This is a genomic window from Leuconostoc litchii (assembly GCF_008107645.1).
Taxonomy (GTDB): Bacteria; Bacillota; Bacilli; order Lactobacillales; family Lactobacillaceae; genus Leuconostoc; species Leuconostoc litchii.
The window spans coordinates 510,771-525,269 of record NZ_SDGY01000001.1; the positions used below are offsets into that span (position 1 = coordinate 510,771).

10 protein-coding genes and 1 other annotated feature are annotated in these 14,499 nt (G+C 34.9%); of the genes, 1 reads left to right on the forward strand and 9 read right to left on the reverse strand.

All coding sequences use genetic code 11. The annotated features are described in order from the left end of the window. Window positions 1-56: 56 nt before the first annotated feature. The 9 genes from brnQ to ESZ47_RS02720 form a co-directional block, all read right to left on the reverse strand. On the reverse strand, window positions 57-1,454 hold the full coding sequence (gene brnQ / locus ESZ47_RS02680) for a branched-chain amino acid transport system II carrier protein (protein ID WP_148604494.1): 1,398 nt from the start codon (window positions 1,452-1,454) through the stop codon (window positions 57-59). 136 nt (window positions 1,455-1,590) lie between these two features. Next, window positions 1,591-1,835, reverse strand: a binding site (T-box leader). A 48-nt stretch (window positions 1,836-1,883) separates the two neighbouring features. After that, a complete protein-coding gene (locus ESZ47_RS02685; RefSeq protein ID WP_148604495.1) occupies window positions 1,884-3,236 on the reverse strand; it encodes a Na+/H+ antiporter NhaC family protein in 1,353 nt (450 codons plus the stop codon). A gap of 428 nt (window positions 3,237-3,664) precedes the next feature. Then, window positions 3,665-4,663 carry a glycosyltransferase family 2 protein gene (locus tag ESZ47_RS02690; protein WP_148604497.1) on the reverse strand — a complete coding sequence of 333 codons (999 nt, stop codon included), beginning with the start codon at window positions 4,661-4,663 and terminating at the stop codon, window positions 3,665-3,667. A gap of 21 nt (window positions 4,664-4,684) precedes the next feature. Then, entirely contained in the window at window positions 4,685-6,775 is a 2,091-nt protein-coding gene (locus ESZ47_RS02695; protein ID WP_148604499.1) for an ArnT family glycosyltransferase, read from the reverse strand. Between the two features lie 181 nt (window positions 6,776-6,956). After that, entirely contained in the window at window positions 6,957-7,376 is a 420-nt protein-coding gene (locus ESZ47_RS02700) for a hypothetical protein (protein WP_148604501.1), read from the reverse strand. A gap of 111 nt (window positions 7,377-7,487) precedes the next feature. Beyond that, entirely contained in the window at window positions 7,488-10,190 is a 2,703-nt protein-coding gene (locus ESZ47_RS02705; RefSeq protein ID WP_148604503.1) for an HAD-IC family P-type ATPase, read from the reverse strand. Between the two features lie 183 nt (window positions 10,191-10,373). Continuing rightward, window positions 10,374-11,723, reverse strand: coding sequence for an MFS transporter (locus tag ESZ47_RS02710; protein WP_148604505.1), 1,350 nt, complete (start codon window positions 11,721-11,723; stop codon window positions 10,374-10,376). A gap of 16 nt (window positions 11,724-11,739) precedes the next feature. Further along, window positions 11,740-12,156, reverse strand: a complete 417-nt coding sequence (locus ESZ47_RS02715) for a MarR family winged helix-turn-helix transcriptional regulator (protein WP_148604507.1) — start codon at window positions 12,154-12,156, stop codon at window positions 11,740-11,742. Window positions 12,157-12,296: 140 nt separating this feature from the next. Then, window positions 12,297-13,523 (reverse strand): LCP family protein, encoded by a 1,227-nt coding sequence (locus ESZ47_RS02720; RefSeq protein WP_148604509.1) that lies wholly within the window; start codon window positions 13,521-13,523, stop codon window positions 12,297-12,299. A gap of 217 nt (window positions 13,524-13,740) precedes the next feature. On the opposite strand from ESZ47_RS02720, the gene budA reads away from it, so the two are divergent. Beyond that, complete coding sequence (gene budA / locus ESZ47_RS02725) at window positions 13,741-14,451, forward strand: acetolactate decarboxylase (protein ID WP_148604510.1); 711 nt, start codon at window positions 13,741-13,743, stop codon at window positions 14,449-14,451. Window positions 14,452-14,499 lie beyond the last annotated feature (48 nt).

The window sequence follows — 14,499 nt, forward strand, 5'->3', positions numbered from 1 at the left end:
TCTAGAAAGTACCAAATCAAATATCATTTTATTGAAAAAAGATAAAATGAATGTTTCTATATGGTAACATTTAACTGACTTTGCTTCAATTTGTTTTTTCTTTTTATTATTTTATAAACTAACATACCAATAATGAAACCAAAAAAACCAGGTATAATCCATCCAAACCCAATACTAGCGAATGGTACAATACTTTGATATGCACCAAAATGAAGTACACCTTTAGTATCATGATAGCCGATGAAATATTTGAATGAAGCTGCAAACGGTGCATTAGCTATACCATCCATAATTGCTGGTATCAAAACAAATAGCATGGTTGGCCAATAAACAATACTAGACTTTTCAAATAGTGGTGATAGGAGTCCTAATAAAATTAACGTAATAGCAATAGGATATAAGAAAAGCAAAATTGGTAGGCCCCATGCAATAATATTGTTCAGTCCAAAATTAGCTGAAATAAATGACATAACAATAGTAATTAATAACCAATTTTTATAACTGATTTTTGGAAAGATATGATTAAAATCCTGAGCAAAACTAGCCGTTAACCCTATCGCAGTCGTCAAAACAGCTAAAGTACCCATCACAGCTAAAAAGGCCCCACCAAACGTACCAAGATAATGATTCGTAATTTGCATTAATGCAATTGTACCATTTTCTGATAAATTAAAATGAGCTAAAGATGTAGCGCCGAGTATGATAAGACCCACGTAAACAAACGCGATACCTGCTATGGCAATAATACCCGTTTGCGCAGTAATTCTAGCAATGTCTTGTCGTTTATTGAATCCCATGGTTTCAATAGCCCGAACAATAGTAATGCCAAAAGCTAAAGCAGCAATTGCATCTACTGTGTTGTATCCCTCAAGAAATGCTGACGAAAAAGCTTTTGTTTGGTACATTTGTTGTGCAGCATGATCAAAACCACCCATTGGTTTAAAAATAGCCAAGATAAAAATAAGTCCGAGTAAAATAATGAATATTGGATTCAAATACTTACCGATATATTTGGTTAAATGTTGTTCACGTGATCCTAAAAAATACACAACACTAAAAAATATGGCTGAAAACGTAATTTGTCCTGCTAGTTGCCAACTATTAGGTAACCACTGTGCAAAGCTCAAAGAATATGCAACAGTCGCAGTACGTGGCGTAGCAATCATAGGTCCTAAGGAAACATGGACAGTAATCAAGAAAAAAATTGCGAATACCTTGCCCAATGGCTTAGCAAGATCATAAATACCTGTTGACTGAGTTTGAGATAATGAAATTAATGCCATCAACGGTATTACCGTTGCACTTAGTAAAAATGCAACAGTTGCCGAAATCCATTGATTACCGGCTAGTTGTCCTAAATGAACAGGAAAAATTAAATTTCCAGCACCAAAGAACATACCAAAAATTAAGGAAGATAATAGTAAAGATTTTTTAATATTTAGTTTTGTAGTCATATTTTATTCTCCATTTTCAACAATATATCGTCTTCTATACGATATGACTCGATACAAACCACCCACAGAACCAATCATTTTATACGCCTCATTTTTATTTTGACAATGAAAAAGCCCGTTAATTGTTACATAACAATTAACGGGCGAATTTCGCGGTACCACCGTTTATTAACTACTAAATTTCATTAGTGTTTTCTTAACTACGGGTCATTAAATGACCGATAGCCATGCACTATAACGGTTGCAACCGGCTAATACTCAAAGATAAATCGTACTAGCTTTCTCCAGAACTACTTTCAGTTTCATGTCTGACATCCTCACATTTACCGGATGCTTTCTGTAACAAAACATAAAATTTACTCTTTCTTTCATCGAAAAATAACTCTGAATAATTATAAGCTAAAAATCAAAATTTGGCAAATATTATAATTAGTTTAATTGTTTCAAACCAATTCCTGTGAAAGCGGAAATAGCTGACATAACTGGTGAAAGAAGTGCAAAAAATGTAAATGGCACAAATGCTAATACCGGCACACCCAAAGTTTGTGCCGCAAAAGCCCCGGCTACACCCCACGGCACAAGATAATTCGCTACTGTTCCACTGTCCTCAATTGTTCTCCCCAAAGCAAGACTAGATAAGTGAACACGAGTAAAGCTCTCTTTAAATAATTGGCCAGGTAAAATTGTTGCCAAATACTGTTCACCAACCAAAAAATTAGCGCTAATTCCAGTTAACAAAGTAGCTAAAATAACTGAGCTTTGTGAATGTAAATGTTTTACAATTGGAGCCATAACAACTTTTAAGATGCCTAACCCATCTAATAATCCACCAAGAGCCAAAGCTAACATTATCATCATGACGGTATCCATCATTGCTGATATGCCACCACGATTCAGTAACAATATCAATGTAGCATTGTGACTTGTTGTTTTAAAACCGTGGATTAGTAAATCAGCATAAGCAGATACGCTATGATTTATCAAAAAAGCAACACTAGAAACTAAAATATTAATCATTAAAGAAGGAATGGCAGGTATCTTAGCCCATGAAGTAATCACCAACACGAGCAATGGTACAATAGCCCACCATGTTGGCTTTAACAACGGTAATAACAAAGCGATTTTTTGTGTTGTGCCTGGAACAGAATGATGGCCTAATCCCAGTATAATTGTTACAAGAAATGTTACACCAAAAGCAGGTAATGTTGTCCACATCAAATTTTTAATATGCGCAAATAAATCTGTTTCAGAAATCGCACTTGCTAAATTAGTAGAATCTGATAATGGTGAACTTTTATCACCAAATATCGCACCAGATAGAATTGTTCCAGCAATAAGTGCTGGGTTTAACCCCATTAATGTGCCAACGCCCATTAAAGCGACACCAACAGTTGATAGCGTTGTGAAAGCACTACCAATCAAGGTACCCACTATAGCAGTAGTCAGTAGTGCAGTAGGTAAGAAAAATTGTGGATTTAAAATCTTAAATCCAACCCAAACCATAGTCGGAATAACACCGGTAGCAAGCCATAAAGCAATCAAAGATCCTATTAGTAAAAATAAAAATAATGGTGCTATACCGGTAGTGATACCACTAATTAATGCCTTTTGACTTTCCTGCCAGCCTATTCCTTGAAATCGAGCAATAATCATAATAAAACTGATTGCTAGAAAAATCGGCACAATAGGTGATAAACCAAACCCGATAACACCTGTTGATAAGATAATTATCACACTTATCAATATTATTGTTGACAGTTGTGTGCCTAACGTTTTTTTCATACTATTCTCCTCTAATTTTTAAATATTATATCAATAAAAAACGCCCTTGCTGCCTTTATAAACAGAAGGAACGAATTCAAAATCTGCACAATATCCGTATGTGTAGACACGTGTTGTGTTACTAAATTTCATCTTAAATCTGTATAACATACTGCTCAATAATATAATATAGACTTACAATTGTCAATAAGAATATGACTGTTAAATCTTAGGTATGCTTATTTCGCTCTAATTCTAAAAATAATAAACACTAATTGCACAGAGTAGTCTAACACCTTAGGCCTCGAACACATTACTTTATAATACATTGTATTTCATCATAATAAAAAGAGTACCAAATTAATTAGAATTTTTCTAAATCTTTTGGTGCCCTTTAAATTCAGTGAACATCTGTATTTTTTTGAAATCAAAACTTGATCTGCAATATCTTACTGATAACTATCTGTATGGTAAGATGTTTCTACAAATACACCTGTTTCGGTTTCTATTTGAAATAGTGGTCGATGTTTAACCTCAGTGAATATCTTACCGATATATAATCCAACAATAGCGATAGCAATTAAATTAATACCACCAAGTAACCAAATAGAAATCATCAACGAAGACCAACCAGCTTCCGTGTTGCCAATAAGTTTTTCGAATACAGTATACAATATTTCGATACTGGCGATGCCTACCACAAACAAACCTATACTAAACAATAAACGAATCGGTTGAACACTGAAGCTTGTTATTCCATCAATCGCAAAGCTCAACATTTTTTTAAGTGGATATTTCGAAGTACCTGCTTGACGTTTTCCACGTTCATAAAATACTTTATCCGACTGATAACCAACGAGTGGAACCATTGCTCTTAGAAAAACATTGCGTTCGGGTAATTTAAGTAGCGCCTTGACTGCCACGCTGCTCATTAATCTAAAATCAGCATGGTTAGGAACCATTTCAACCCCTAAGAACCCTGCTATTTTATAGAAAGTCAATGCCGTATTACGCTTAAACCAAGTATCCTCTTTTCTACTAGACCTCACCGCATAAACAATTTCATTACCTTCATTGTATTTAATAATCATTTTTTCAATGATATCTGGATTATCTTGCAAATCAGCGTCCAACGTAATAATAATATCTGCTAACTTGATACTTTCTGACATACCAGCTAACAATGCCGACTGATGTCCAAAATTACGAGACAATTTGACACCAATTAAATCCGAATTCATTAATTCTTTTTCCTGAATAATACGCCATGTTTCATCTTTTGAACCATCATCTACGACAAGAATAAAGCTGTCATGACTAATAAGATGTGTATCTATAAGATGTTCTTTAATTTCATTTAACTTAGATAATGTTGTTGGCAAAACCTCTTGCTCATTATAAGCTGGTAAAATAAGTCCCAATCTTGGTATTTTTGAACGTGAAAGCATATTTAAACTACCCCTTTCCTATTATTGATAAATGCTTGATAGATCGTATAATGTACTTGCCTGTGTCTGACCACCCATTTTTTGTGTTTGTGTACTATTCGTTGTACTACTGTATGAAATCTTAGTTCCATTTTTCTTGACCCAAGATAGTATTTTACTAATTTGACCACTTGATGTTTTACTATTGTTGCCCATTACGAAATACTTAAGTTGTCCAGATTTGACTAATGCTTTAAATTCTGAAAGGGTCATCGTTGGATCAGTGCCATTATAGCCACCAATGGCCATGACTGATTTACCAGATTTAATGATATATCCAGATGCAGAATTAGAATCTGTTGTAGCAAACAAATACTTAGCATTCCCTTGATGTTGCTTGGTGTAACTCAGTAACTGATTATTTACATCACCACCCATGTCACTACTTCCCTGTTGACTTAACAGTGAGGGGCTTGCTGCTGGTATAGCAGCTGAATTGTGTGATAATGTTGGTGTTAATGACCACCAACCTGCCATAGCTAAGATACCAATAGCAGATAATAGGATTTTTATCCTATTATTCATCTGTCTAGGCATCAACCACCAAATTGCTAGAATGATAGCCATAATAATCAAAATAACACTAATCACAGGATAGTATGACCATACATAATAAGATTGTAAGAGCAGCGTAGACAATACAGCAATACTAATCAAAATTCTAGAAAATAATGCGTGTTTACTATTATTGGCTGACATCTTTACAACTGCTGATACACCAATAGCTGTTAATGCAGCTATCGCCGGCGCCAACATGATTGTATAGTATGGATGGAAAAAACTAGCAACCGAGAAGAATCCATATACTGGAACAAACCAGCCAGCCCACAACAGTACTTCTGATTGTTCTTCGGAAATATGATACCATTTAGCGCCACGTTTTCTGAAGCCAAACCAGCCAGCAATTAATCCTAAAATAGCTAGTGGTAGATACCAACCAATTTGTGATCCCAAATCCGATTGGAAAAGTCTAAATGGTCCTGCACTCCCAATAGCAAAAGCACTGTTACCGCCACCTTGCATGTTCCCAGTTGGTTTACCTTGTTTGCTTGCTGCTATGCCTTTGCCCTGTTTCACGTTTTTATTTGGCGGCGTGCCCGTTGGTTTTTTCCCAGTTGGCGCTGTTCCTCCAGGAGCTTTACCAGTTGGCGCCTGTCCAGGCATTTTGCCATTTGCCTTTGAGTTACCTGATTTTTTAGCTCCCGGCATTGTCTTATTTGTTCCGGATTTAGACGACTTACTGGTGTTCCCCATACCTGGGAAAGCTCCACCTGTACCAGTAGATTGCCCCAGCAATCTTTCAGTCCCATTATAACCAAAAGCTAATTCCAATAATGAATTTGATTGAGAACTACCAATGTATGGTCGGTTAGATTTATCCACCGAATCAACTGCTACTGGATATGCTAATGTAAATATTGATAAAGAGGCTAAACCAACGACAAGCCAAGCAAGCTTCTTTTTCCAAGGTAATTTAATTGCTACCCAATAGAATACAAGCATCGCTGGTAATATCATAAATGCTTGTAGCATTTTAATATTGAACCCAACACCAATTAGACCAAAGCTGATAATAACTAACCAAACATTTTGTCGACTAACTGCCTTTTGAAGAGTAAATACGGCCAGCAACAGAAAGAACACAAGAATTGCATCCATATTATTTGTACGACTATTAGCAACGACCGTCGGCGTTAACGCTAAAACCAAAGCACCAATTCGTCCTGCCCACAAGCCAAATTTTGGTACCAGTAGTTTGTACATTAGAAAGATTGACCCAATGCCAGCTAATACACTAGGCAACACCACGGACCAACCGTGAACACCAAATATCTTAGCTGATATAGCCATAAACCACAAAGCTACTGGCGGTTTGTCAACTGTTATAAACCCTGCTGGATCAAACGCACCGTACCAAAAATTAGACCAACTTTTTGTCATTGAGGTAATAGCTGCTGTGTAGTAACTATTCGCACTACCCGCGTCCCAAATGCCCCAACCATACAGAAAAGCGCCTAGTAATAATACACTTACTAAATACCAATCTGTCTTTTGCCTTTTTTTAACTTGCAAAACCAATACCTCCTTTGGATAGATTTATTTTAGTTGAGTATGTCTATATGTAGATTAAATAAACGTTAACTCAAAATTAAAATATGACCAAGTTCTTCTATATCATTCTTTTTTATTAAAAAAGCCTACCTTAACTTTGATTAATTAAGAAATAAGCATTTTATAATTAAATATATTTATTTTACTCAAATGTTAAATGGTAGTTTTTATTAGCTTTCTCCCAATTTTCAAACAAATCATCATGTTTAGCATGCTGAAGATGGCGATATTTAGTTAGTAAATAATCTTTACGCTTTCCTATTTCAAAATATGCAATTGCACCCTGCTTATTATTATTCGTGTTTATTTTAACAACCACAAGTTCCATGCTAGCATTGGGATTAGGCAATCCCACGTTTAATGTAACAAAATTAATATAAGCCATATTTACTTGAAAATCCTGCCACAAACTATTTGTTTCTTCGTTTTCTAAATCTTTCTGTAGCCATAAAGTATCATAGAAAGTCACCTCTTCATTATATTTATTATTAATAATATTATAAATAATAAGATCAAGCTGTGACTTTAAAAATGAATATACAATAGATGTATCATTAATCATAATTGGACCATACCCTTAATTTAAATTCGTAACATCATTATATATACGTAAAATTAAAGCAAAATTATATAAAAAACAACTCACAATACTGTGAGTTGTTTTTTAATGCATCTATTTAGTGGTTTTTATTCTTGATAACAACCGACGATATTTATCTAATTCAGTTACAATCAAAACTGTCAACCCAGTAATAATAATAATTAACCAATCATTAACAGATAATGCGGCTGTTGAAAAGACTACTTGCATCATGGGCACATATGTGAATATTACTTGTAAAACAATCATTGCTCCAATTGCTCCAAAAGCCATTGGATTTGTCCAAAATGATTTACTTAACGCTGGAGCTTCTGTTCGAATATTAAACATATAGAAAATTTTACCAAATATAATAACATTAACAGCCATCGTACTTGCTACTGAAAATCCAGTAATGTTATTAAGATGTTCAAATATAACAAGAGCTACAGCAGCAATGATAACACTAACATAAATCATTTGGAACACATCATAACGACTCATCAATTTAGCTGATGATTTTCGTGGTTTACGCTTCATGATACCTGGCTCAGCTGGCTCAAATATGAATGCCAATTGCAACGTTAAAGCTGATACCATATTAATCCATAGTAACTGTGTAGCAGTTAAAGGCATTGGTTGACGGAGCAATATGCTAAAAACAACAATCAACCCTTCCGCAAAACTAGTTGGTAACAGATATAAAATAGTTTTCTTAATATTGTCGTACAACCGGCGTCCTTGTTCAATGGCTACTTTAATTGTCGAAAAATCATCGTTAGCTAAAACCATATCGGCAGAATCTTTAGCTACATCAGTTCCTTTTATGCCCATAGCAACACCAATATCAGCTTTTTTAAGCGCTGGTGCATCATTAACACCATCACCAGTCATAGCAGTCACTAATCCATTAGCTTGATAAGCAGCTATAATCCGTAATTTATCCTGTGGCGTTGTTCGTGCAAAAACATCATATTTTTGTACTTTTTTAATTAACTGCTCTTCTGACATTAATTCAATTTCAGCACCAGTGACCGTATGAATAATGTCAGCTAAGCCTAGCTGTTTTGCAATTGCCTGCGCTGTATCCGGGCTGTCTCCTGTAATCATTTTCACACGAATACCTGCCTCCCGCATATCTCTGATGGCATTTACAACCTCAGGACGTGGTGGATCTATAATCGCCGCTAAACCTAAGAATTTTATCCCCTTAGAAGCTAGTATATCATGATCAAATTCTATTATTTCGGAGGGGACATCGATATATCCAACTGCGATGACGCGCTTACCTGATTTTGCAAAACGTTGTGCTACTTCTGACCAATAGTTTCTATCAAAATTCGAATCATTTTCAGACAACGTAAACAATTTATCAGGAGATCCTTTTATTGCAATAAAATGATTGCCTTGCTTATTTCTGACTAAACGTGCCATATAGCGGTATTCTGAATCAAACGGAATACGATCAAGTTCTTCTAATTTAGGTTCTTTTTGTCCAAAAGCTTTATAGTATGCTGATAAAAAGGCAGCATCAGTAGGTTCACCATTGATATTCCAAACACCGTCATCATTTGTTAAAAATGTATCGTTGGCTTGATGGCCCATGGTCAAAAACATTTCTAACTTTTTATCTTGCGTAGCATTGACAACTTCATTATTGAGAATAACATCCCCATTTGGCGCATATCCTGTTCCGGTAACTTTATAATGATTTTGACCAATTACGATATCTTGAACAGTCATTTCATTTTTAGTTAACGTACCAGTCTTATCAGATGCAATAATATCTATCGCTCCCAAGGTTTCTGCCGCAGGCAGTGTTTTAACAATAGCATTCTTTTTGGTTAATTTCTTAACACCCGTGGCCAATATGATTGACGTTGCCGCAGGTAGCCCTTCTGGCATCGCCCCAACAATCATAGCAATAATCGCCATAACTAAGGTTGTTGTATCATAAATTTTCAGGAACCAGCCCAACCCAAACATGATAATGGCAACAGCAATAATTAACCATGAAATACCATGTCCCAAACTATCTAGTTCTTTTGTCAGTGGTGATTTTTTATTTGATACATCAGCTACACTTTGAGAAATTTGCCCAATTTGTGTATTCAAACCAGTACCTACTACAACACCTGTTGCACTACCATTAGTAACAGCAGTTGAAGCATAAGCCATGTTACTACGCTCAGCCAGTGGAATATTTCCTATTAACGTAGATTCACTTTTAAGTACCGAATCAGCTTCACCGGTCAATGACGACTCTTGAATTCGCAGATTGTCAGCATCAATAATCCGTAAATCAGCTGGTACATTATCTCCAGCCTCCAAATACACTAAATCGCCTAACACCAATTCCCTGGATGGTACATCATATCTATTGTTATCACGAATTACTGTAGCGTCAATGGATAACATATTTTTAATTTTATCTAAGGCATTACTAGCATTAACCTCTTGCAAATAGCCAATAATTGCATTAATCACCACGACTAAACCAATGACAATCGCATCGGCATAATGTTGCATGAATAAGGTCAGTGAGGCGGCAACTAATAAAATGTATATAATGACATTGTTAAATTGCTTTAAAAAAATAAGCCACTTAGGCACAACTTTTAAATTTACTTCGTTGTATCCATACTTGTTTAACCTAGATTCAACCTGTTGCTCATCCAATCCAACAGGATAATTTGCTTCTATGGTTTGAATGACATCAGACCAGTCTTTATTGTGGAAATTTGTTGAGGACGATAACGGAACGTCGTCGTTAACCTCTTTCGAATCTGTACTCATAATTGTATACTCCTTTAAGAGAAAATATTCTTTGCGTCTTGCTGTTTAAGGTTGGCCGCTAGAAATATTAAATCTAGTAAGTCAGTTTCCCACGCACATGCGCCGCTACTCCCGCAAGGTTATCAATTATGAACAAATTTTAGCTTGTAATTTATTTTATCATGGGGTTGTTTCACTGTCTAATCATATGCTTTTACTTCTCAAACGAATGAAAAACATCACAAATATAATCAAGGCAATGGCAAGTAATGTCCACAAAAAGTTTTCAAATCCAATAGCTAAGCCTCCACGTTGTGAACCATACAACGCTGCTACGGTTGTTCCTAATGCGCCCATAAACATTTGGGAAGACTGTAAAATAGCCGTAGCATCAGTCTTTTTATCAATGCTTAGCTCATTAATTGATGCAGTCATGCCTATGCTAAAAGCTAGGTTACGACCCAAAGTAAAAATCATGTACATTATAATAAAAGCCGAAAAATTCAGACTCTTAATAAAGTAAGCCATTACTAAGAGGCTGCTGGCAAAAACAGTATTTCCCAAAAGTAGCGGCACTTTATTACCGTATTTATCATACAAGTGCCCAAAATAAGGATTCAAAACACCACCTAATAGCGTACCAGGTAACAAAGAAATACCTGCCCAGAAACTAGATGTATGGAGCACATTTTGTAAATAATTCGGTAACAAAAGATTGATTCCCAGATTAGCAAACATATAAAGCACAACTGGAAACATTAACATTGAAAATTTATAATTAGAAAGCAGTCTGATATTTAAAAAAGTTTGTTGTGATGTTAATGATCTAAAAATAAATGCTCCCAATGCTAATAGCATAACGATGAGTAACCACACATTTACCGTGCCTTTTCCTAATTGGTTAATTAAAATTAGTGCTGTTGTAAGCGTCACTGATAACATGCCAAACGCTAATACATCAAATGATACATTGGATTTTATTTGTTCTCCTGGGATTATTGTTTGCCAACCTAAGATTAAAGATATTAATGGTATTATTAGCAAAATAAAGAATATTGAGCGCCAACCTAGGGTATCAATTAATGCACCACCATATGTTGGGCCAAATGACGGTGCTAAGCTAACGACCATGGCGCCAATACCCATCCATAAGCCTATTTTGGATCCAGGAACTAATCGAACAATCAGATTGAACATTAATGGCATTGAAATACCAGCAGCCATACCTTCTAACACACGTCCTATCAAAAGTATTGGCAAATTACCAGCTAGACCCCCAATAAACGTTCCTATGGTAAATAAAAGTAAACTCATTAGCCATAAAACACGAGGTGAATACTTTTTGTTCAAGTAAGCGCTCGTTGTAATCATAATCGTAACTGAAAGCAAATAGGCAGTCGTTACCCATTGTATAGCGTTTAATGATGTATTAAAGTACTTCGTTAATGCTGGAAAAGTAACATTCATCGCTGTTTCAGCCATAATACCAGAAAAAGAAACCAATGCAACAGCTATAATGGCCATAGCATTTTTTTTTGAAACTTTATTGCCCATTTTTGTCTCCGTCTAATTACTTATTAATTTTGTCGTCTGCAACATATTCCAAAAATTTAATGATAGTTTTTCGCTCTTCTGCCGAAAAAGGTTGCAAAATAACTTCATCATGCATTTGAATTGCATTTCTAGCGATACCATTTATTTTTTCTCCTGCTTTGGTGAGATGTATTTCATTAACTCTTTTATCAGATAATCTTGGTATTCTGATAACAATGTTTTTTTCGACCATTCGGTCTATCATTGTTGCCACCGAAGAAGCTTTGATATGAAACTCTTGTTCGATATCTTTCTGGGTGACGCATTCATTGCTAGCAATAAATTTAATAGCTAGTAGTTGTGAGCCTGTTACACCATGTACTTGCGCTAACATATCTAAATATTTGTTCAGATTACGTTGTCCAATCTTGAATAGTTTTCCAATCGATTTCATTCGCTATGCTATCCCTCTCAATATATTAGTTAGCTAACTAACTAATATATTATCATACACTAAAATAGTATATGATACAACAATAAAAAAGTAGCCCATTTAGGGCTACTTTATGTTAACTTTTAGATGATGAAAATAAACTACTCTTCGGTTAATTTTAAATTTTCACTTGTATTATTTTCTGGATATAACTCATCCGCTGTACCAACTTGAGCTAATTCACCAGCTGTCACTTCACTACCAAATTCACCACCTGTCGTTGCCGAATCCATGTCTAAACTGGTCCGAACTTTATTCGTTATAGCTTGCCGTTGTGCTTTTGTAACACGTTGATAAGATACACCATCATATAGTTCTCCTTGGCCTTGAACCGTGTATGACACAATATTTTTAGTTGCATTAATATAGTTAGTACCTAAAGTTAGCATATCATCAGATTTTAAATTGGAAGCAATATTTTTGGTAGTTGCATTGATGAAATTCAAGTTAACGACCTTTGTCGGATTTTGCTTTATTCTGCGAATAATCTGTTGCAATAAAATACGCTGGCGCTCTGTCCGACCATAGTCACCTTTTGGATCTTGATAACGCATCCTAGAAAATGCTAAAGCGGCTTTCCCATCCATCTTGTGCTGTGTTATATAATTTTTACCATCAGCTGCATACTTAAATGAGCTAGACCCCTGCGTAAATTGATACAAATCTTTACCTGTTTCATGCGCTGTTTCTTGACTAAATGCAAATGTTAGGGGAGACTTTACTGATACACCACCAATTTGATCAACAACATCCCCAAGACCACTCATGTTAACCATAGCAAAATAATTAATTGGAAAATTAAACATTTTCTGAATCGTATCCATAGTAGTACCTACACCATCTCCTAAGGATGCATTATCATCTGATGCCTCTTTAAAAGCATAAGCTGCATTTAACTTTTGCGGGAAACTATTCTCAAATCCAGAAATAGAAGTCATGATATCTCTGGGAATAGAAATTAAAGTAGTTGTTTCTTTCTTTGGATTAACTGTAACAATCATCATTGAATCTGTTAATCCCACGCGATTTCGATTCGTCCCAAAACCACCATCTGTACCAATGTCAGTTCCTAAGACTAAAAACGATATTGGCTTTTTATTCTGAATCAACTTTTCTGCCTTCTTTTCCGAAGAAAGTCCTGTTGACGAATAGGACTTATTAATTGAGTCATTTAAATGATAAAAATAGAATGCTGTATATCCGATAATGGTTGTGAAAACAATGCCAATGATTATCACGAGATATAATTTGATAAAACTACGACGTTTACTATGAAATAGAGCCATACGACTTTTCACAGATGTTTGGCTAATCTCATCTTTTTTCATGATTCCCCACTCCCCTTGTTAACACATTAAAAAAATTACAATGATGCAATGATAATAATTATAACATAGGCGCTTTGAGGATATTAATTAAAAAATAAAATTTTATCATAAAGCAAAGTGAAATTATAAGAGTATTTATATTGTCTTTTTTAATCTTGAATAAATTTTCATGTGGTTTACTTTTAGTAAGTGAAAAGCGAAATTAGAAGGAGGCTTTATGGCTACAATTTATCAACACGGTACTTTGGAATTAATTATGTCTGGCTTATATGATGGCACAACAACGTTTTCATCACTATTGCAATATGGTTCCACCGGTATAGGAACAATGAATCAGCTAGATGGTGAAGTCACCATACTAAACAATAGAATTTTCCAAACAAATACCGATGGTAGAACACACGAAATAACAAATTTAGATTTAACGACACCATTTACTTCTATACATGATCAATCAAAACTATATTATTTTCTTCAGGAAAAATTTTTGGATTTTAATAGTTTGAATCAATTATCTCAAAATAAGCAGAATTGGCATAACTTACCAGCTAGTATACAAATAAAAGGAGATTTTTCAAAACTCAAAGTTCGTGTTGCACCAAAACAAAAAAAGCCTTATCCACCTTTTATTGAAGTAACACGAAATCAGCCAGAATTTGAATATAAAAATGTTAGTGGTACATTAGTTGGGGATTTTGGACCAGAACTTTACAGTGGTATTATGGCGAACGGTTGGCATCTGCATTTTCTTAGCGATAACTATTTAATTGGTGGACATGTTCTTGATTTTTCGGTTCATGAAATGATTGGTAGAGTTGATTTTTTTGAGGAATTAAATATTACATTACCTATTCATAATGAAGATTTTAAAAATCACCAAGCAGACGTTTTAAAGCTTCGAGATGCCATTGATCTTGCTGAAAAGTAAAGTTTACTAAACAAATTAAAAAAGTTCAGTAGTTTTACCAAATTACTG

What these genes read in the sequence shown, in the direction of transcription:
- brnQ (WP_148604494.1), bottom strand. Translation starts at nt 1,454, where the DNA reads ATGACTACAAAACTAAATATTAAAAAATCTTTACTATTATCTTCCTTA.
- ESZ47_RS02685 (WP_148604495.1), bottom strand. Translation starts at nt 3,236, where the DNA reads ATGAAAAAAACGTTAGGCACACAACTGTCAACAATAATATTGATAAGT.
- ESZ47_RS02690 (WP_148604497.1), bottom strand. Translation starts at nt 4,663, where the DNA reads ATGCTTTCACGTTCAAAAATACCAAGATTGGGACTTATTTTACCAGCT.
- ESZ47_RS02700 (WP_148604501.1), bottom strand. Translation starts at nt 7,376, where the DNA reads ATGATTAATGATACATCTATTGTATATTCATTTTTAAAGTCACAGCTT.
- ESZ47_RS02705 (WP_148604503.1), bottom strand. Translation starts at nt 10,190, where the DNA reads ATGAGTACAGATTCGAAAGAGGTTAACGACGACGTTCCGTTATCGTCC.
- ESZ47_RS02710 (WP_148604505.1), bottom strand. Translation starts at nt 11,723, where the DNA reads ATGGGCAATAAAGTTTCAAAAAAAAATGCTATGGCCATTATAGCTGTT.
- ESZ47_RS02715 (WP_148604507.1), bottom strand. Translation starts at nt 12,156, where the DNA reads ATGAAATCGATTGGAAAACTATTCAAGATTGGACAACGTAATCTGAAC.
- ESZ47_RS02720 (WP_148604509.1), bottom strand. Translation starts at nt 13,523, where the DNA reads ATGAAAAAAGATGAGATTAGCCAAACATCTGTGAAAAGTCGTATGGCT.
- budA (WP_148604510.1), top strand. Translation starts at nt 13,741, where the DNA reads ATGGCTACAATTTATCAACACGGTACTTTGGAATTAATTATGTCTGGC.